At 64.1% G+C, this 19134-nt stretch carries 21 protein-coding genes; 14 read left to right on the top strand and 7 right to left on the bottom strand.

The genetic code is table 11. The annotated features are described in order from the left end of the window. Positions 1-97 precede the first annotated feature (97 nt). Positions 98-538: a hypothetical protein gene (locus NAV27_RS16535; RefSeq protein ID WP_146029406.1), complete on the top strand. Its 441-nt coding sequence runs from the start codon at positions 98-100 to the stop codon at positions 536-538. A gap of 173 nt (positions 539-711) precedes the next feature. Beyond that, complete coding sequence (locus tag NAV27_RS16530) at positions 712-1242, top strand: REP-associated tyrosine transposase (protein WP_102829576.1); 531 nt, start codon at positions 712-714, stop codon at positions 1240-1242. Between the two features lie 445 nt (positions 1243-1687). Here the strand turns inward: NAV27_RS16530 and gcvA are convergent, their stop codons facing one another. Beyond that, positions 1688-2587, bottom strand: a complete 900-nt coding sequence (gene gcvA, locus NAV27_RS16525) for a transcriptional regulator GcvA (RefSeq protein ID WP_102829577.1) — start codon at positions 2585-2587, stop codon at positions 1688-1690. A 117-nt stretch (positions 2588-2704) separates the two neighbouring features. Here gcvA and NAV27_RS16520 point away from each other — a divergent pair, with 117 nt between their 5' ends. The 3 genes from NAV27_RS16520 to NAV27_RS16510 all read left to right on the top strand — a co-directional run bounded on the left by NAV27_RS16520 (position 2705) and on the right by NAV27_RS16510 (position 4648). Then, a complete protein-coding gene (locus NAV27_RS16520; RefSeq protein ID WP_102829578.1) occupies positions 2705-3430 on the top strand; it encodes an FMN-dependent NADH-azoreductase in 726 nt (241 codons plus the stop codon). A 101-nt stretch (positions 3431-3531) separates the two neighbouring features. Further along, positions 3532-3858: a TfoX/Sxy family protein gene (locus NAV27_RS16515; RefSeq protein WP_155550429.1), complete on the top strand. Its 327-nt coding sequence runs from the start codon at positions 3532-3534 to the stop codon at positions 3856-3858. Between the two features lie 94 nt (positions 3859-3952). Next, complete coding sequence (locus NAV27_RS16510; RefSeq protein WP_102829580.1) at positions 3953-4648, top strand: GNAT family N-acetyltransferase; 696 nt, start codon at positions 3953-3955, stop codon at positions 4646-4648. Between the two features lie 51 nt (positions 4649-4699). Here the strand turns inward: NAV27_RS16510 and NAV27_RS16505 are convergent, their stop codons facing one another. Then, on the bottom strand, positions 4700-5443 hold the full coding sequence (locus NAV27_RS16505; protein ID WP_102829581.1) for a class I SAM-dependent DNA methyltransferase: 744 nt from the start codon (positions 5441-5443) through the stop codon (positions 4700-4702). A gap of 156 nt (positions 5444-5599) precedes the next feature. Here NAV27_RS16505 and NAV27_RS16500 point away from each other — a divergent pair, with 156 nt between their 5' ends. Continuing rightward, positions 5600-6067 carry an RNA methyltransferase gene (locus NAV27_RS16500; RefSeq protein WP_008570307.1) on the top strand — a complete coding sequence of 156 codons (468 nt, stop codon included), beginning with the start codon at positions 5600-5602 and terminating at the stop codon, positions 6065-6067. 108 nt (positions 6068-6175) lie between these two features. On the opposite strand, the gene NAV27_RS16495 is transcribed toward NAV27_RS16500, so the two are convergent. Next, positions 6176-6424 carry an FmdB family zinc ribbon protein gene (locus NAV27_RS16495; protein ID WP_102829582.1) on the bottom strand — a complete coding sequence of 83 codons (249 nt, stop codon included), beginning with the start codon at positions 6422-6424 and terminating at the stop codon, positions 6176-6178. A 501-nt stretch (positions 6425-6925) separates the two neighbouring features. After that, complete coding sequence (locus tag NAV27_RS16490) at positions 6926-7762, bottom strand: CAP domain-containing protein (RefSeq protein ID WP_102829583.1); 837 nt, start codon at positions 7760-7762, stop codon at positions 6926-6928. A gap of 139 nt (positions 7763-7901) precedes the next feature. On the opposite strand from NAV27_RS16490, the gene NAV27_RS16485 reads away from it, so the two are divergent. After that, a complete protein-coding gene (locus NAV27_RS16485; protein WP_256055313.1) occupies positions 7902-8303 on the top strand; it encodes a hypothetical protein in 402 nt (133 codons plus the stop codon). A gap of 164 nt (positions 8304-8467) precedes the next feature. Further along, entirely contained in the window at positions 8468-10468 is a 2001-nt protein-coding gene (locus NAV27_RS16480) for a peptidase U32 family protein (RefSeq protein ID WP_102829585.1), read from the top strand. A 7-nt stretch (positions 10469-10475) separates the two neighbouring features. Here NAV27_RS16480 and bla read toward each other — a convergent pair whose 3' ends face one another. Next, entirely contained in the window at positions 10476-11372 is an 897-nt protein-coding gene (bla, locus tag NAV27_RS16475; protein ID WP_102829586.1) for a class A beta-lactamase, read from the bottom strand. A gap of 189 nt (positions 11373-11561) precedes the next feature. Between bla and NAV27_RS16470 the strand changes: the two genes are divergently transcribed. The 6 genes from NAV27_RS16470 (at position 11562) to glpD (ending at position 18529) form a co-directional block, all read left to right on the top strand. Next, complete coding sequence (locus NAV27_RS16470) at positions 11562-12389, top strand: ion transporter (protein WP_232249132.1); 828 nt, start codon at positions 11562-11564, stop codon at positions 12387-12389. A 103-nt stretch (positions 12390-12492) separates the two neighbouring features. Further along, positions 12493-13257: a YoaK family protein gene (locus NAV27_RS16465; protein WP_102829587.1), complete on the top strand. Its 765-nt coding sequence runs from the start codon at positions 12493-12495 to the stop codon at positions 13255-13257. Positions 13258-13518: 261 nt separating this feature from the next. After that, complete coding sequence (locus NAV27_RS16460) at positions 13519-14400, top strand: MIP/aquaporin family protein (protein WP_102829588.1); 882 nt, start codon at positions 13519-13521, stop codon at positions 14398-14400. Positions 14401-14412: 12 nt separating this feature from the next. Continuing rightward, positions 14413-15921: a glycerol kinase GlpK gene (gene glpK / locus NAV27_RS16455; protein WP_008570319.1), complete on the top strand. Its 1509-nt coding sequence runs from the start codon at positions 14413-14415 to the stop codon at positions 15919-15921. A gap of 131 nt (positions 15922-16052) precedes the next feature. Beyond that, positions 16053-16811 (top strand): DeoR family transcriptional regulator, encoded by a 759-nt coding sequence (locus NAV27_RS16450; RefSeq protein ID WP_102829589.1) that lies wholly within the window; start codon positions 16053-16055, stop codon positions 16809-16811. Between the two features lie 167 nt (positions 16812-16978). Continuing rightward, positions 16979-18529: a glycerol-3-phosphate dehydrogenase gene (gene glpD / locus NAV27_RS16445; protein ID WP_102829590.1), complete on the top strand. Its 1551-nt coding sequence runs from the start codon at positions 16979-16981 to the stop codon at positions 18527-18529. Here the strand turns inward: glpD and NAV27_RS16440 are convergent. Then, positions 18510-18791 (bottom strand): cell division protein ZapA, encoded by a 282-nt coding sequence (locus NAV27_RS16440; protein WP_008570322.1) that lies wholly within the window; start codon positions 18789-18791, stop codon positions 18510-18512. The two genes, glpD and NAV27_RS16440, sit on opposite strands and share 20 nt — an antisense overlap. Next, complete coding sequence (locus NAV27_RS16435) at positions 18788-19015, bottom strand: hypothetical protein (protein ID WP_008570323.1); 228 nt, start codon at positions 19013-19015, stop codon at positions 18788-18790. The genes NAV27_RS16440 and NAV27_RS16435 overlap by 4 nt, the downstream gene beginning before the upstream one ends. Between the last annotated feature and the right edge of the window lie 119 nt (positions 19016-19134).

Here is a 19134-nt window from a genome sequence, read left to right as displayed (position 1 = left end):
TCCTGTGGAAACATAGCAATCATTACCTACGCCGCCAAAAGCATAGCCTTCCAATAGCAGCCACTTAAGAAAATCAAACCGAAACTGAGCACCCAAAATGAAAATACAAAAAGACATAGACCAAATCCAGAACGAGCTGCAAAGAGCCAAACGCCACTGGAACAGAACATCAGAGCAGGTAGTCAACTACTTTGAGCACTGGGAATCACTATCCAAACAAACACTCAATGACTTAGTTCAGTTCAATCCAAGAGAATCCAAAGAAACACTAACCGGGTCAATTTTAAATAAAAGATTTCGCATCCACTTTACACCCCTACTGAAAAATGGATCGATTTACGCAGAGACGATTATTGAAGTATTTTTCTCAAGCCAAGAGCAAACCATTGAGTCAGGCCGCATTTGGATTGACAAAGATGGAAGGATTTTTGACACCAATATGACTCCTTTAATTACAGATTTCGATGATATGCCCGGCTACTCACTGCTTTGCAACATCCTACTTTCCACGCTTCAAACAGAAGCGCCGCAAAGCTAAAAGCGAGTAGCCTGGAAGTGACGCATGGAAAAGGCTTCGCCGTTTTCCACCCTACATGCGGCAACGTCGAGGCGTCGGCGGTGTGGGCGGTTGAGATGGCGTAGGGTGGATAACGCTTTGCTTATCCACCGATACGGATCTCCCGCCAACACAACGCTCAAGGATGAGCCGCCATGTCCCGCTACCGCCGCGCCCATGTGCCGGGCGCCACGTATTTCTTCACGGTCAATCTGCTCAACCGTCGCAGCGACCTGCTGGTCCGCCATATCGACCTGCTCCGCGAGACGGTGCGAGCCACACACTCACGCCATCCCTTCCACATCGACGCCTGGGTCGTTCTGCCCGACCACATGCATTGCGTCTGGACACTACCGGCTGGCGACGCTGACTTCGCCCTGCGCTGGAAGGTCATCAAGTTCGCTTTCGCCCGACGCCTGCCAAAGACCGAGATAACGACGGCAACTCAGCGCTCCCGCGGCGAGCGCGGGATCTGGCAACGGCGCTATTGGGAACACGTGATTCAGGATGAACGCGATTACCGACATCACATCGACTATGTGCATCGAAATCCGTTAAAGCACGGTTTGGTGGAGCGTGTCGTCGACTGGCCCTATTCGAGTTTTCATCGGGCGGTCGGGGCTGGGGTCTACCCAGTTGATTGGTGCGGTGATGAGGCAGAGGGATTCGCAAGGAATGCGGACTGACGCGTGGAAAAGGCTTCGCCGTTTTCCACCCTACGCTGCTACGCAACACCTCTACTCGGCCTCCTGACAGGGATCGGAGTCCGAGTCGCCCGAGAGTCCTTTGGATTATCTATTTCTTCTGTACAGACCGGCAGGCGACACCAACCGCCCCTTCAGGAGGGTGAGTGGAATCGCCGTGGAAGGGGTTGAGCGGCATGGATGCCGCGAGAGCCGCGATGGGCCAGGGATGGCCCTTCGCGGCGTGCCCCTGGAATGGCGATGGAGCAAACGAACCCGGAGCGAAGCGCAGGGCCGAATGCTGGGGCAAGCCCTTTTGGTTCCTTTTGGCGGGGCCGGCCATCCGGGCGACTGCCAAAAGGGACCCGCCCAGCAGGGCGGAACCAATGGTTCAACCCCCGTGATAGACAGCAGCGGCACGGACGGGACGCAAAAAGCATCCGCGAAGCTACAACTCACACAACCCACCCGGCACAGCTATCACCCACTCCCTCACCGCCCGAACCGTCGGGTCATCCCGACGGCTCTCGGGATACACGAGGTGAAACGGCTTGCCCTCCATTTCCGGCCCGAACGGCTGCACCAGCCGCCCTTCCCTCAGTTCGTCCTCTATCAACTGCCGGCTCATCAACGCCACACCCTGCGCGCCGATGGCCGCGGAGATGGCGTGGGTTTCGTCGGAGAAGACCAGCCCGGCGCTGACGTCCAGCCCCGGCACGTTGGCGAGCTTCTGCCACGCCGCCCAATCGCGCGGAGACGAAACGGCGGCTTGCGCGCGGAAGTGGATCAACGGGTGTTTGGGCAACTCGGCTACATCACGCAAACCAAGGTGCGGGCTGCAGACCGGGACGAAGGTATTGTCGAACAGCTTCTCCGCCACCAGCCCCGGCCAGCGGCCGTCGCCGTAGCGGATGGCGATGTCCGCCGTGACGCCATCCAGCGCCACCGGTTCATGGGAGGTGTGAAAGCGCAGATCGATATCCGGATGGGAATCACGTAGCAGGCAGACCCAGGGCACCAGCCAGCGCACCGCGATGGCCGGTGTGGTGCTGAGGGTGATCGCCTGGCGGCAGGGCTTCGCATTGAGGCGTTCGACCGTGGCGCTGATGCTGTCGAACGCAGCTTCCAGCGTCTGTTGCAGCTCCCGTCCCGGCTCGGTCAGCTCCAGCTTTCGCGGTTTGCGCAGGAACAGCGCCACGCCGAGGGATTCCTCCAGCGAACGAATCTGGTGGCTGATCGCCGTGGCCGTGACGGACAGCTCCTCGGCGGCCTGCTTGGCGCTCTCGTGGCGGGCAGCCGCTTCGAAGGCGCGCAAGGCGGAAAGCGAGGGTAACCAACGGTGCGCCATGGCTGAGTTTTCCTCATCTGTATCCGAAAGAAATCGTCGTTTGTCGCCTGTAGAGCCTAACCCTAGGCTGACTCTGCCGCGAATGACAGATGAATTCTTTCACAGAGGAGATTCGCCATGACGCACCTTCTGCACCTCGATGCCAGCGCCCGCCCCGGGCTTGCCGGCAAGGATGAACACGGCTCGCACAGCCGCAACCTCAGCCAGCGCTTCGTCAGCCAATGGCTGGCCCGTCGCCCGCAGGATGGCGTGACCTACCGGGACATCGGCCAGAACCCGCCTTCCTTCGTCAGCCATGACTGGATCGCCTCGGCCTTCACGCCAGAGGAGAGCAGGGAGCCGTGGATGAATGACGCGCTGGCCGAAAGCGACAGGCTGGTGGACGAACTGCTGGCCGCCGATGTGCTGGTCATCGGCACGCCGCTGTACAACTTCGGCATGCCGGCGGCGCTCAAGGCCTGGGTCGATCAGGTGGTGCGCCTGAACCGCACGGTCGGCATGGACGAGGGCAATCCGCTCGATCCCTACGTGCCCATGCTGGCGGATCGGGAGCGGCACGCGGTCATCCTTACCGCCCGTGGCGGCATCGGTTTCAACCCGGGCGAGGCGATGGCGCACATGAACCACCTGGAGCCGAACCTGGCCACGGCGCTCGGTTTTATTGGGATCACCCGCCTCCATCAGATCGCCATCGAAGGCCAGGAAATCGGTGGCGAGCTGCTGGCCAATTCGGTGGCCGAAGCGCTGCGTCAGGTGGATGCGCTGGTGGCGCGGCTGCAGGCGACTGTGGCGGCACCCACTCCCCGCACGCAGCAGAGGCAGGCCGAACCCGATCCGGTGTGATGCAAGCCGGGCGTGGAAAACGCTGGTTTTTCCACGCTACCTTCCATCAACCCGATACCGGGCGAGGCAGCGGAGCGCGCATGGCGACCGATAGAGCTTTCATGCTGTACGTGGCCGAGCAAATCGACCTGGGCAGCAGGCTGACGTACCGGAAGATGTTCGGCGAGTACGCGCTTTATCTGGATGAAAAGGTTGTCGCCTTCGTCTGCGACAACAGCCTGTTCATCAAGCCTTCGCCGGCGGCTGCAACGCTCGCCCCGGATTTGCCGCAAGCCCCGCCCTATCCCGGCGCCAAGGACTATCCGGTGGCCGACGAACTGCTGGACGATGCCGACGAACTCCGCCGTCTCGTGATTGAAACGGCGCGGCTCATGCCGGTGCCAGCGCCACGCAAACCGAGGAAGAAGAAGCCAGACGCAGCGACATGAGCTTTCAACCGGGTTGGCTCTTCATCTCCCGGTCCTCGCCCGCAGCCCCCGCCCGGTACAATGCCGCACTTTCTGCGTCGCCCGGAGCCCCGCCATGTTCACCCTCACCCACCTCGACACCCCGCCGCCGGAAGCGCTGAAAAGCCAGCTGCTGCAGATGGTGGTGGACTACCTCGGCGACATCAGCCCCGTCTCGCTCACGCCGAGCAACCCGCTGTATCAGCTGTACCAGTACGTGGTGGGCTTCGAGGTGCATCGCTACCTGGACAGCATGGACGGTGCGCAGGCGGGCAAGCCCGAGCTGATCATGGCGCTGGATGCCGACGACCCGGCAACCCTGCTCGGTTTCGCGCTGTACCTGCCGTATATGGACGATCCCGAAGCCTGTGCGCTGGTTTATCTGGCCGTGCTGGCCGAGCATCGTCGACAGGGCATCGGCCGGGCCATGGTCGACACGATGGTGACGCGCTATCCCCACGCCGAGGTGGCCTGCGTGGCCGGCAAGGTGCCGTACTTCGAGGCGCTGGGCTTCATGCCTTTGGCGGCGCGTGGCCCGCAGGTGGTGCTGAACACCCGCAACCAGGCATCCCCCGGCGTGGTGGCCGTGCAGGATCTGGCACCGATCTTCCAGTCGAAGGAGGTACGGCAGATTCACAGCTACCTGATGAAACAGCACGGCGAAAAAGCCATGAGTGACGCGGAGAAGCAGCGGGATCGGCTGCTGGATCAGCTGGCCGAGCAGGCCAACCACCTGATCGAGACGTTCACCTCAGCCCGGCGTTTGCACTGATCGCCATCGCTGCCCGGCAACACGGCACATCGACGGCGGCGCAAGCTTGGTTCAGATCTTCACGCAGGCAAAAATCGCGTTCCCTGAAGCCTCGTTCCAGGGGATGAGCTTCTCGTAGTCATGCTCGAGCACATGCACTTCGAAGTACGGCTGCAGCAGTTCGATCAGCTCGGCGAAGCTCAGCGCCACCATCGCGTGCTCGTCATGCCAGACCTGACTCTTTCCTTCGACGGTTCTCTCGATGCGCAGCTTCAACGCCTGCCGCTCGCCGTCGCCGGGGTAATGCCAGCCAGAGCTGAAGCTGAACAGGCCTTCCGCGTGCCGCGTGCTGTGGGAGACGAACGAAGCGTTGTCGATCCGACGCTTGTCCACAGCGTTGAAGCAGAACAGCCCGCCTGCCGCAAGGGCGCCATGCGCGCTGGCGATACAGCTCTTCAGCCGCTCGATTGTGCCGCTGTAGTGGATGGAATACAGGAAGCAGGTGATCAGGTCGGCAGGCTTCTCGACTGCAAAGCCGCACATGTCCTGCAACGAAAACCGGGCTTCCGGGCAGCGAATGGCCGCTCTGTCGAGCATGGGCTGGTTGATGTCGAGGCCGCTGCTTTCATAGCCCGCATCGATGAAATGGCGCACGTGCGGCCCGGTTCCGCAGGCCAGATCCAGATGCCGGTTGCCGGCATTGCCGAACAGCTGCTGCAGACGATGGACGCAGTGGCTTTGTGCGCCGTAGTCGATATCCGCGCACATGAGATCGTAGTAACCCGACAAGTCGGTATAGAGAGCATCGCCGGGCATGGTGACCTGATGAGTTTTGCGGGAGCGTGAGGGGCGCGCATCATATCCCGGCGACAGGGAAATCACCCGGCAATCACGCGCTAACGAGCTGGCGTTTTTCAACCGGCCTACGCCAGACGCCCCGTATACTCGCGGTTTTTCGCGCGAGTCCCTTCTGTGAGCAACAAACGCTATGCCTGCATCGGCCTGAGCAACCCGAAATCACCGTCCAACGTGGGCGCAATCATGCGTGCGGCGGGCTGCTATGGCGCGGCCTCGGTGTTCTACACCGGCACCCGTTACGACCGGGCCAAGGACTTCGTCACCGACACCAAGAAAGTCCATCAGGACATTCCGCTGATCAACATCGACGACCTGCGCAAGATCCTCCCGCTCGGCTGCGTGCCAGTGGCCGTGGAGCTGGTCGACGGCGCCCGTGCCCTCCCCCAATACACCCATCCGGATCGCGCGCTGTACATCTTCGGCGCCGAGGACGGTTCACTGAGCAAGGAGATCCGCGACTGGTGCGAAGACGTGGTCTACATCCCCACCAACGGCTGCATGAATCTCGCGGCCACGGTCAATGTGGTGCTCTACGACCGTCTGGCCAAAGGCAACAATACCCGCTCGGGACCGCAGTTCTGATTCACGAGGTGGTGATTCGCGGCGGGCCAGCCGAACGGCAGCTGTAAAGGCCTCGCCGCTTTCCACGCGACAGCGCGCTCGACGCACGCCGTGCCCTGAACGCCGACCTCAGCGGCAGTTGCCGGCGCAGCCGCCGCGTGCGCAGGCCGGCGCCTCGGGGTTCTTCAACACCCGGCTATTCACCACCCCGGCGGCACTCATCAGCTTGGTCACCGGCGCATCGTCCGGAATCGACGCATCTTCGGCCAGCGCACAGGCCTCTCGCAATTCACCCCAGGTCTCGGGGCGCAGCGCCATCGCATGGCGAACCTCGTAAACCTGGCCATTGGCTTCGCAGCGATAGTCATAAGTCGGCATGGTTATTCCTCCCTGGGTTGCGCTATGGCCGGGGCCGGGACTGTCTGCCTGTTGAACGTACAGACGAGAATCCATGGCTACGCGCGATCAAACCTGCTTGATCGCTACCAGCACGAAGCCCACCACAATGCCGGCCAGGGCGATCAGCCAGCCAATCCGGTGTGCGCGGTTCTTTTCGGCTTGTCGCACGGGGTCCACGGGCTTTTTCTTTCTCACGGTTCACCTGACTCTGAATAAAGATACGGCTGACGCGAAACGCCGCCGCGCGCCCTTTTAAGCCGCACGGCGCGAATTGTCCAGCGAGCGGCGCGAAGGTTGCGCCAGCGTCATGTCAGCCACCCGATTCGCCCGGTGCCGTCGGAGTTTCGATGATGCGGCACCTCTCGACTGGGGGATTCGCTGCGGCGGTCGCGACGATACCGGCCATCTGCGCGGCAGTGCAGATCACACGCCACGCCGCGCCCGCGCCGAAGTACGCACCAAGCAGCTAGGTGTCGGGGCTTACGGCGTGCCGAACAGCGCCGTCCAGTAGATCGTCGCGTCGCTCTGCGGATCGACCGCATAGGCCGCGCCGAATTCGCTGTACTGCGGGTTCATCAGATTCGCGCAGTGGCCCGGACTGGCCAGCCAGCCGTCGAGCACTCGGCGCGGAGTCGGCAGCGCGGCGGCGATGTTTTCGCCCACTACGCCGCCGGTATAACCGGCCAGTTCAGCACGGTCGCCCGGCGTGCGGCCATCGTCGCTCAGGTGGCTGAAGAAATTGCGATTGGCCATCGCCCGGCTATGAGTTTCGGCCGTGCCGCCGAGGGTCGCATTCCAGCCAAGTGGCGCTGCGGCGGCAAAGGACTGCGAGCCGCACTGGCGTGGCTGCGCACGCGCGGTATTGATCAGTTCCAGCAGCTTCTGGCCTTCGGCCTGCCAGTCGCCCAGACGCCCGTCGAGCAGCGGCCTCGCCAGCACGATGCGCCAGTCGCGGCCCTCGCGGCTGACGCCGATATCGACGAACTGCGGATCGAGCAGCACCTGGCAGAAGCTCTCGTGCAGCGCCTGCATCGCCGCCGGCGCATCACGCGGTCCGGACAGGCTGATGGCTTGCACCGTCATCATCGGATAGGCCGCACGCGCCAGTTCCTGCTGCAGATCGCCCGCGCCGATGGCTGGCAGATTCAGGCGCGCGTCGGCGGTGAGTGGCGGCAGTTCCTCGCTGGCCTTGCTGCCGCAGCGCTGCACCTCGCTGCGGTAGGCATTGATCGCCTCGACCAGCTGCGCTTCCTCGGCAGCCGCCCAGCCGGTGAACAGCAGCGTGGCGAACAGCAGAACGGTTGAAAGGACACGCATGGCAGCTCTCCGGCAAAACCCTGACAAAACGGTACGCCCACGGCGCAAGCGAACGTCATGGTGCGCGACGTCGCCGCGCTTGTCATCCCGCAGCGCGCCGGCTGTGCGGGTTACGCCGGCTTGGCTATGATCGAAAGCCATGAACAGCCCGCCGCCACTCCGCCAGCCTTGCCCGCCTGGCACTTGCACCTGCCAGCGCGATGCGTTGCTGCATACGCCGGACGCCGATACGCGCATTCTGCGGCTGACCCTGCATGAGGAGCGTCGCCTGCTCGAGCGCTTGGAGAAGGTGCAGCGCCTGGACGACCTCGAGCATCTGCAGCAACGCATGTTCGAGCAGCTGGGTATACGCATGGATATCGCCCCCGGGCACAACGAGGTGCGCAGCATGCGCGGCATCGCCATCGACTTCGCCGACCAACCCGGCCTATGCCGCAAGACCCGCCCGGCCATCGCCGCTGCCATTCGCCGCGCCTTGCAACAGCGCCCGGAAATCGCCTGGCGCCTGCTCGATGCCCATGACCTACTGGGTGGCCTCTAGATACCTAGCCATCAAACGTTCCCGCTTAGAAACGTCCGCCGGACGCTCCAGCATCCATTTACGGCATGCCCGGCATACCTTCCTCCCACTCGCCCAGCGACCAAACCCAAACCAGCGCCAAGCCATTACAATGCGCGCCTTCGTTTCATTGCCGGTCTGTGCTCATGTCGCTTCCCAAACACCACCTCGAACTGCTCGCCCCCGCGCGCGACGTTACCATCGCCCGCGAGGCCATCCTGCATGGCGCCGACGCCGTGTACATCGGCGGCCCCAGTTTCGGTGCACGGCACAATGCCGAGAACAGCGTGGCGGACATTGCCGAGCTGGTGAAATTCGCCCACCTGTTCCATGCTCGGGTGTTCGTCACCCTCAACACCATTCTGCATGACGACGAGCTGGAAGCCGCGCGCACGCTGATCCATCAGCTCTACGAGATCGGCGTCGATGCGTTGATCGTGCAGGACATGGGCATCATGGAGCTGGATATCCCGCCCATCGAGATCCACGCCAGCACCCAGACCGATATCCGCACACTGGAGCGGGCCAAGTTCCTCGACAAGGCTGGCTTCTCGCAGCTGGTCCTCGCGCGCGAGCTGAACCTGCAGGAAATCCGTGCGATTTACGATGAAGTGGATTCGACCCTGGAGTTCTTCATCCACGGCGCGCTGTGCGTGGCATTTTCCGGCCAGTGCAACATCAGCCATGCGCAAACCGGACGCAGCGCCAACCGCGGCGACTGCTCGCAGGCCTGCCGCCTGCCCTACACGCTGAAGGACGATCAGGGCCGCGTGGTGGCCTTCGAGAAGCACCTGCTGTCGATGAAGGACAACAACCAGAGCGCCAACCTGAGCGCGCTGGTGGATGTCGGCGTGCGTTCGTTCAAGATCGAGGGGCGCTACAAGGATGTGAGCTACGTGAAGAACATCACCGCTTACTACCGCCAACGCCTGGATGGCATTCTTGCCGAGCGCCCGGACCTGGCCCGCGCCTCCAGTGGCCGCACCGATCATTTCTTCGTACCGGACCCGGACAAGACCTTCCACCGCGGCAGCACCGACTACTTCGTCACCGACCGCAAGATCGACATCGGCGCCTTCGACTCGCCGACCTTCACCGGCCTCGCCGTGGGTGAAGTGCTCAAGGTCGGCAAGCATGACCTGACCGTGCAGACTCGCGAGCCGCTGTCCAACGGCGACGGCCTCAATGTGCTGATCAAACGCGAGGTGGTGGGCTTCCGTGCCAGCGTGGTCGAGCCGCTGAAGCAGTTCGAGGAGGACGGTCAGTCGCGCTACGAGTACCGCGTCGAACCCAACGAAATGCCCGCCGCGCTGCGCCAGGTGCGCCCGAACCATCCGCTCAACCGCAACCTGGACCACAACTGGCAGAACGCGCTGCTCAAGACCTCCGCCGAGCGCCGCATCGGCGTACGCTGGCTGGCAAAATTGCGCGCCGATGCGCTGGAGCTGCACGTCACCAGCGAGGAAGGCGCCTATGCCACGGCCACCCTGCCCGGCCCCTTCGGCGAAGCGAAGAAGCCCGAGCAGGTGCCCGGCCAGATCGCCGACCTGCTGAGCCAGCTGGGCACCACCATCTACCACGCCGAAGAGGTCGAGGTGGATGCGCCGCAGGCGTTCTTCATCCCCAACTCGCAACTCAAGGCGCTGCGCCGCGAAGCCATCGAGGCACTGACCGCAGCGCGCGAAACCATCCGCCCGCGCGGCGGGCGCAAGCCGGTCAGCGTGCCGCCGCCGGTCTATCCCGAGTCGCACCTGTCGTTTCTCTACAACGTCTACAACGAGAAGGCCCGCGCCTTCTATCACCGCTACGGCGTACAGCTGATCGACGCGGCCTACGAGGCCCACGAGGAGACCGGGGAGGTGCCGGTGATGATCACCAAGCACTGCCTGCGCTTCTCCTTCAACCTTTGCCCGAAGCAGGCCAAGGGCGTCACCGGGGTGCGCACCAAGGTGGCGCCGATGCAACTGGTGCACGGCGACGAGGTGCTGACGCTGAAGTTCGACTGCAAGCCCTGCGAGATGCACGTGATCGGCAAGATGAAGGGCCACATCCTCGACCTGCCGTTGCCGGGCAGCGCGGCGAGCATCGTTGGGCAGATAAGCCCCGAAGACCTGCTCAAGACCATCAAGGCCAAGCCGCAGGTCTGACGCGCACTCAGGCCACGAGCGCCTCGGCCAGCGCCCGGCCGATCGCCGCCAGCGCGGCGTTGCGCGCGTCGGCGCTGGCCTGCGTCTGCGTGAGGTAGACGCAGGCAATCACCGGTTTGCGCTGCGGCGGCCAGATCACCGCAACCTCGTTGGTGGTGCCGCGCTCGCCCGAACCCGTCTTGTCGCCGATGCGCCAGCCTGGTGGCAGACCGGCACGCAGCTTGGCCGCACCGGTCTGGCTGGCGAGCATCCAGGCGACAAGCTGCTCGCGCGAGGCCGCCGACAGGCTGTCCCCCAGAACCAGACGCTGCAGATTCGCCGCCATCGCCGCCGGTGTGGTGGTATCGCGCGGATCGCCGGGACTTGCCTCGTTCAGCTCGGTTTCCCAGCGATCCAGGCGAGTGTGGTGGTCGCCGAGCGTGCGTGCGAAATCGCCGATCGCGCCAGGGCCGCCGAGGTGACGCAGCAGCAGGTTGCCCGCCGTGTTGTCGCTGAGGGTGATGGCCGCTTCGCAGAGCGCGGCGAGCGTCATGCCATCGTCGACATGCCGCTCGGTGACGGGCGAGTAGGTCACCAGATCGTCCGCGGTATAGCGGATGCGTGTCTGCAGCGAATCCGCGCCGGCATCGACCCGCCGCAATACCGCCGCGCCCGCCAGCAGCTTGAAGGTGCTGCACAACGGAAAGCGCTCATCGGCACGGTGCAGCCATTGCCGGCCGGACTGGCTGTCGATGATCGCCACGCCCAGACGCGCATCCAGCTGTTTTTCCAGCTCGGCGAATCGCTGCGTGAGGCCTTCGCCGCGCCGCTCGACGGCCCACGCCCGGTCGCCACGCACCAGCGCGCCACCGAGCAGCAGCGCACTACCCAGCAAGGAAAACTGTCGCCGTGTCAGTACCTTCACCTTGTTCCTCCTTTCGACAAACACACCGGTCAAGCGCGGACGCTGAGCTTAGGCTATCCGGCGCCGATGCTCTGCCGGATCAGGCTCAGTGCGATAAGCGGATTGGCGAACGCCTGAGCCGTCCCATGCTTTAAACTTGCGCCCTTCTTCTGCACTACCCGGCGAATCCCCTCGCTGCCCGGACTTCCCATGAAGCAACGCACCGTAACGCCCTTTCAGATCTTCATCCTCGTGCTGTCGTTCTACGTGCTGGGTGCGCTGGTAGCCGACCTGTTCTTCAAGCTGCCGCCCGATATCTCGACCCTGCTCGGCTATCTGGACACCCTCGTCTGCTTCTTTTTCTTCCTCGACTTCTGCGTGCGCCTGCAGCAGGCCGAGAACAAGTGGCGCTTCATGCGCTGGGGCTGGATCGATCTGCTCGCCAGCGTGCCGGCCAGCGGCCTGCAGGCAGCCAAGCTGGTGCGTGCGTTCCAGATCCTGCGCATCCTGCGCGCGCTGAAATCGCTGCAATTGATCTGGCGCGTGCTGTTTCGCAACCGCGCGGAAGGCATCGTCGTCTCGGCAGCAACGGCGACCCTGCTGCTGGTGGCCTTCGGCGCGATCACCATGTTGCTGGTGGAGGCGCCGAATCCGCAGAGTTCGATCAACACGCCGGAAGAGGCGCTGTGGTGGGCCTTCGTCACGGTGACGACGGTCGGTTATGGCGATTTCTATCCGGTGACCACCGCCGGGCGCGTCGTCGCGGTGTTGCTGATGGTGTCGGGCGTGGGGCTGTTCGGTAGCTTCGCGGCCTATATCGGCTCGCTGTTCGTCGCCGACCAGAACGAGGAAGAAGAAAAGCGCGACGCCGACGACCGCGAGCTGATGCACCGGCTGCTGGCGCAGGTGGACAGCCTCAGCCAGGAGGTGCAGAGCCTGCGCGCCGAACTGCAACGAGGCCGGCTCGACGAGCACGCAGGCGAAGCTGGTGCCGATACGTCGATGACCGACGCGCCGGAGCCGACGCGCAGGGCGTGACGGCAATCTGTCGTCACGATTGCGTGGTGATCGCCCGCAGGCTGCCCGCCGCGCCCTATAATCGCCCCCTGTCACGCGCCCCGCACGGGAGTTTGCCGGCGTCATGCCTTTCGAATATGCACGCAATCTGACCGGTCGCCGGCGTACCCGCCATGGCAATCGCCAACTGGGCCTGTGGCTGGCATTCAATGCCGGCGCGGCGAATGCCGGCGGCTTCCTCGCGGTGCAGCAATACACCTCGCACATGACCGGCATCGTCTCCTCGATGGCCGACAACCTGGTACTGGGCGCCACCGACCTCGCCCTCGGCGGGCTCGGCGCGCTGCTGTCGTTCCTCTTCGGGGCGATGTGCTCGACCATCATGATCAACATCTCGCGGCGCCGGCACATGCACAGCCAGTACGCGCTGCCGCTGGCGCTGGAGGCTGTGCTGTTGCTGGGCTTCGGCGTGCTGGGCGCGCAGATGATGGCCGTGCCCGGGCTTTTCGTGCCGCTCACGGTGATGCTGCTGTGCTTCATCATGGGCCTGCAGAACGCCATGGTGACCAAGCTCTCGAACTCCGAGGTGCGCACCACGCACGTCACCGGAACGGTGACCGATATCGGTATCGAGCTGGGCAAGCTGATCTACATCAACCGCCTGCAACGGCCCGGAGAGGAGCCGGTGCGCGCCAATCGCGAGCGTCTGCTGATCAACAGCCTGCTGGTCTGCTGCTTCTTCATCGGCGGCGTGAGTGGCGCCTTCGGCTTCAAGTATTTCGGCTTTCTCGCCACCGTACCGCTGGCCGGCGCGCTGCTGTTCTTCGCGCTGGTGCCGATGTGGGACGACCTGCACCTGAGCTGGACGCTCTGGCGGCGCAAACGCTGAGCGCGCGTCCGTCACCCCCGCCTTTCTTGCGCGCGTCCTCGCGCGTCCTGCATTTATACCCTCGCCCTTACATGCCACGCAGGTTCATGCGCCGCTGCCGCCCGACAATTCGGGGTTAAAAACGTTCGCCTACCCTTCGTCCGAATGTTCAATTATTTACTTTGACAGCGTGACTTTTTGCTCATAGCTTTCGATTCCGAACATTTACGAACCATTCCGCAGTCGGCTCGAACAATAACAATCCGCATGAGGCTCCCGCGCATGAGTACTCCAACCGTCCCGACCCTCAAGGGACAATGCATCGCCGAGTTTCTCGGCACCGCCCTTCTGATCTTCTTCGGCACCGGCTGCGTCGCCGCGCTCAAGCTGGGCGGCGCCAATCTCGGGTTATGGGAAATCAGCATCATCTGGGGCATCGGCGTGTCGATGGCGGTGTATCTGGCCGCCGGCGTATCCGGTGCGCACCTGAACCCGGCCGTCACCATCGCGCTGTGGCTGTTCGGCACCTTCGAGCGGCATCGCGTACCGGCGTACATTCTTGCGCAGGTCGCCGGCGCCTTCAGTGCCGCCGCGCTGGTGTACGGGCTGTACAGCAGCCTGTTCATCAATTTCGAGCAGGCGAACCACATGGTTCGCGGCAGCCTCGAAAGCCTGCAGCTGGCCTCGGTGTTCTCCACCTATCCGCACGCGTCGCTGTCGTTCGGCCAGGCGTTCCTGGTGGAGGTGGTGATCACCGCGATCCTGCTGGCGATGATCATGGCCATCACCGATGACGGCAACGGCCTGCCCAGCGGCCCGCTGGCGCCGTTGCTGATCGGCCTGCTGATCGCCGTGATCGGCGGTGCGATGGGACCGCTGACCGGCTTCGCGATGAACCCGGCACGCGACTTCGGACCCAAACTGATGACCTTCTTCGCCGGCTGGGGCGATGTGGCCTTCACCGGCGGGCGGGACATTCCGTATTTCCTGGTACCGATCTTCGCGCCGATCCTCGGCGCCTGCCTGGGCGCCGCGGGTTACAAGGCACTGATCTGCCGGCACTTGCCGGGGGTAGGCTCGGCCGCCTGCGATGCACCGAAACCCAAGGAAAAGGCCACTGCCGAAATGGGCTCCGCGCAGCCCGATATCAGCAAAGTTCGCTAAGGAAACGTCGACATGAGCAATCAGAACAAGCAATTCATCGTCGCCCTCGACCAGGGCACCACCAGCTCGCGCGCCATCGTGCTGGACCGCAACGCCAACGTGGTGACCATCGCCCAGCGCGAGTTCGCGCAGATCTACCCGCAGCCGAGCTGGGTCGAGCACGACCCCATGGAAATCTGGGCGACCCAGAGCGGCGTGTTCGTCGAAGCCCTGGCCCAGGCCGGCATCACCAACGAGCAGGTGGCGGCGATCGGCATCACCAACCAGCGTGAAACGGCCATCGTCTGGGACAAGGTCACCGGCCGGCCGATCTACAACGCCATCGTCTGGCAGAGCCGCCAGAGCACGCCGATCTGCGATCAGCTCAAGCGTGACGGTATGAACGATCACATCCGCAAGACCACCGGTCTGGTGATCGACCCCTACTTCTCCGGCACCAAGATCAAGTGGATTCTCGATCACGTCGAAGGCAGCCGCGAGCGCGCCCGCCGTGGCGAGCTGCTGTTCGGCACCGTCGACTGCTGGCTGATCTGGAAGATGACCCAGGGCAAGGCCCACGTCACCGACTACACCAACGCCTCGCGCACCATGCTCTACGACATTCACAAGCTGGACTGGGACCCGGTGATGCTCGAGGCGCTGGATATCCCACGCGAGATGCTGCCGGAAGTGCGCTCCTCGTCGGAGGTGTACGGCCACGCCTATATCGGTTCCGGCCAGAGCACCGGCATTCCCATCGCGGGCATCGCCGGCGACCAGCAGGCGGCGCTGTTCGGCCAGATGTGCGTCGAGCCGGGGCAGGCGAAGAACACCTACGGCACCGGCTGCTTCCTGCTGATGAACACCGGCACCAAGGCGGTGCAGTCCGAACATGGCCTGCTGACCACCATCGCCTGCGGCCCGCGCGGCGAGGTGAACTATGCGCTGGAAGGCGCCATCTTCAATGGCGGTTCCACCGTGCAATGGCTGCGCGACGAGCTGAAGGTGCTCAACGAGTCGCTGGATTCAGAGTACTTCGCCACCAAGGTGCCGGACAGCAACGGCATTTATCTGGTGCCGGCCTTCACCGGCCTCGGCGCGCCTTACTGGGACCCGCGCGCCCGCGGCGCGTTGTTCGGCCTGACCCGCGGCGTGAAGGTCGACCACCTGATCCGCGCCGCGCTGGAATCCATCGCCTACCAGACCCGCGACGTGCTCGACGCCATGCAGCAGGACGCCGGCGAGCGTCTGCGTGCCCTGCGGGTGGACGGCGGCGCGGTGGCCAACAACTTCCTCATGCAGTTCCAGGCCGACCTGCTCGGCACCCAGGTCGAACGGCCGCAGATGAAGGAAACCACTGCCCTCGGCGCGGCCTACCTGGCCGGACTGGCGACCGGTTTCTGGAGCGATCTCGACGAACTGCGCAGCAAGAGCAGTATCGAGCGGGTGTTCGAACCGGCGTGCGGAAGCGAACAGCGCGAAGCGCTCTATCGCGGCTGGCAGAAGGCGGTCGACCGCACGCGCAACTGGGCCGAGGACTAATCGAACGCTGCCGCGCCTGCCCTGCGAGCGTTCGCAAGCAGGCGCGGCATGTGCGAATCCGAACGCTCCACGCTTTAATCGAACGCCAGACTGCGGCATGCTTCGGGGCAAACAGCCCATAAGGAAGCCCCATGAGCCTGGCGCCCCGACAGCAGAACATCCTGGATCTCGTGCGCGAGCGCGGCTACGTCAGCATCGACGAGCTGGCCCGGCATTTCGCGGTCACGCCGCAGACCATCCGCCGGGATATCAATCAGCTGGGCGAAGCCGGGCTGCTGCGCCGCTATCACGGCGGCGCCGCCTATGATTCCAGCGTGCAGAACACCGCCTACAGCCAGCGCGCGCGGCAAATGCGCGACGAGAAGCTGCGCATCGCCGCCGCCGTGGCCGCGCGGATTCCCGATCAGGCCTCGCTGTTCATCAACATCGGCACCACTACCGAAGCCATCGCACAGGCGCTGCTGAACCACCGCGACCTGAAGATCATCACCAACGATCTGCACGTGGCGAGCATTCTCAGCACCAAGGAGGATTTCGAGGTGCTGATCGCCGGCGGCAGCGTGCGCAGCGACGGTGGCATCGTCGGCCAGGCCACCGCCGATTTCATCAGCCAGTTCAAGGTGGACTTCGCGCTGATCGGCATCAGCGGCGTCGACGAGGACGGCACCCTGCTCGACTTCGACTATCAGGAAGTGCGCGTCTCGCAGGCGATCATCCATAACGCCCGCAAGGTTTTCATGGCAGCCGATTCGAGCAAGTTCGGCCGCAGCGCCATGACGCGCCTGGGCTCGCTGGAGCAGATCGACTGCCTGTTCACCGATGCGCCGCCGTCCGAGGTCTTCGCCGAACTGCTTGCGCGCCACAAGGTGCAGGTGGAAATCGCCGGATAGCAGGCTCGCGCGCGCCGCCAGTCAACTGCGGATGCGGTTTTAGCAGCGTCTTTTTTTCGGAAATGTTCCCTTTTATCTGATTTCGAACATTTTTGCTTTCGCATGGATTCTTCTGCGCATAGCATGTTCAAAACCGAACATGATCTTTCGTTTTCGAGGAGAAGCCCGTGCCCCATTCCGTCCAGCCCGTCTCCGAGCTCTATGACGTTGCCGTGATCGGCGGCGGTATCAACGGCGTCGGCATCGCGGCCGATGCCGCCGGTCGCGGCCTGTCGGTGTTCCTTTGCGAACGCGACGACCTCGCCAGCCACACCTCGTCGGCCAGCAGCAAGCTGATCCATGGCGGGCTGCGCTATCTGGAACACTACGAATTCCGCCTGGTTCGCGAGGCGCTGGCCGAGCGCGAAGTGCTGCTGGCGAAGGCACCGCACATCGTCAAACCGATGCGCTTCGTGCTGCCTCACCGCCCCCATCTGCGTCCGGCGTGGATGATCCGCGCCGGGCTGTTCCTCTACGACCACCTCGGCAAGCGCGAGAAGCTGCCGGGTTCGCGCGGCTTGCGCTTTTCGGCCGAGAGTCCGCTCAAGGCGCATATCCGCCGTGGTTTCGAGTACTCCGATTGCTGGGTAGACGACGCGCGGCTGGTGGTGCTCAACGCCATGGCGGCACGCGAGAAAGGCGCACATATCCACACCCGCACCCAATGCCTGAGCGCCAAGCGCGCCGGCAGCATCTGGCATGTCGAGCTACAGCGCCAGGACGGCAGCCGCTTTTCCTTGCGCGCCAAGGCGCTGGTCAATGCCGCCGGGCCGTGGGTGGCGCAGTTCATCGGCGAGGGCCTGCAGCAACGCTCGCCCTACGGCATCCGCCTGATCCAGGGCAGTCACATCATCGTGCCCAGGCTGTACGACGGCGAGCAGGCATTCATCCTGCAGAACGAGGACCGCCGCATCGTGTTCGCCATTCCCTACCTCGGGCGCTACACGATGATCGGCACCACCGACCGCGAGTATCAGGGCGACCCGGCGCAGGTGCGCATCAGCGAGGAGGAGATCGGCTACCTGCTGGGCGTGGCCAATGCGCACTTCCGCCAGCAGCTGGCGCCAACCGACATCCTGCACAGCTTCGCCGGCGTGCGGCCGCTGTGCGATGACGAATCGGACAACCCGGCCGCCGTCACCCGCGATTACACCCTGGCGCTGGCGGCAGCCCCAGAACAGGCGCCGCTGCTCTCGGTCTTCGGCGGCAAGCTGACCACCTACCGCAAGCTCGCCGAGTCGGCGATGACGCTGCTGGCGCCGTTCTTTCCCGCACTGGGGCCGAGCTGGACGGCCAGCGCCGCGCTCCCCGGCGGCGAGGAGATGGATTCGCCGCAGCAGCTGGCCCGGGACATCGAGGCGCGCATCAGCGGCATCGAACCGGCGCTGGCGCAACGCTGGGCCAGCACCTACGGCAGCCGTGTGTGGCAGATGCTCGGCGATGCCCACACGCTGCAGCAGCTTGGCCAGCCACTCGCCGCGCAGCTCTACAGCCGTGAGGTGGACTATCTGCGCGACCACGAATGGGCATGCGAGGCGGACGACATTCTCTGGCGTCGCACCAAGCTCGGATTGAGCTTCACCGCGCAGGACCAGGCGCGCCTGCAGCGCTATCTGGACAGCGACACGGAACTCGACGAGGCCGCCGTGCCGCCGCTGGCTAGCCGCGCAACTGGCTAGTGATGCGCTCCAGGCTGGAATTGAGGCGCTGCTCGGCCGCGCGCAGCTGCTCTCCCTGCTGCAGCAACGGCGCGCAGAGGTTGAGCGCGGTCAGTACCAGCAGCTTGTCGGCGCTGGCATCGGGGAACTGACGGCGGCTGGTCGCCAGATGCTCCTGCAGCAGCGCCGCCGCATCGGACAACAGTGCCGCCTGTCCTTCGCCGGCACGAATCGAATACTCGCGCCCGAGAATGTTCAGCACCTGAATGCCGGCGGCACTCATGCGGCACTGCCGGCAGCGGCGCGCTCGATCAGCGCTTGCAACCGGGCCAGCGTCGCGCCCTGCTTTTCCTCCTGCTCCAGCGCGGCCAGCTGCAGGTTGTCGTTCTCCTCGCGGGCTTGCTGCAGCTGCTGTTCGAGCAGCGCGGCGGTTTCGCGCAGGGACTGATTCTGCTGCAGCAGGTCGGCGATGACGCGTTCGAGCTGGACTAGAGCGGTTTCAAGCATGAGAGGTATCCGGGGCCGGTGAAAAGGCGCGCGAGGATAGCAAAAGCACTGCTGGCGGGGGGCCTGCATTCGCAAGCGCATTGCAGCGGCTGGCGGTCGCCAAAGCCAAGACGATTGCG

It is taken from the genome of Stutzerimonas degradans, assembly GCF_024448505.1.
GTDB classification, from domain to species: domain Bacteria; phylum Pseudomonadota; class Gammaproteobacteria; order Pseudomonadales; family Pseudomonadaceae; genus Stutzerimonas; species Stutzerimonas degradans.
The sequence above is the reverse complement of the archived record's forward strand: the minus strand, read 5'-3'. Positions and strand labels throughout refer to the sequence as shown.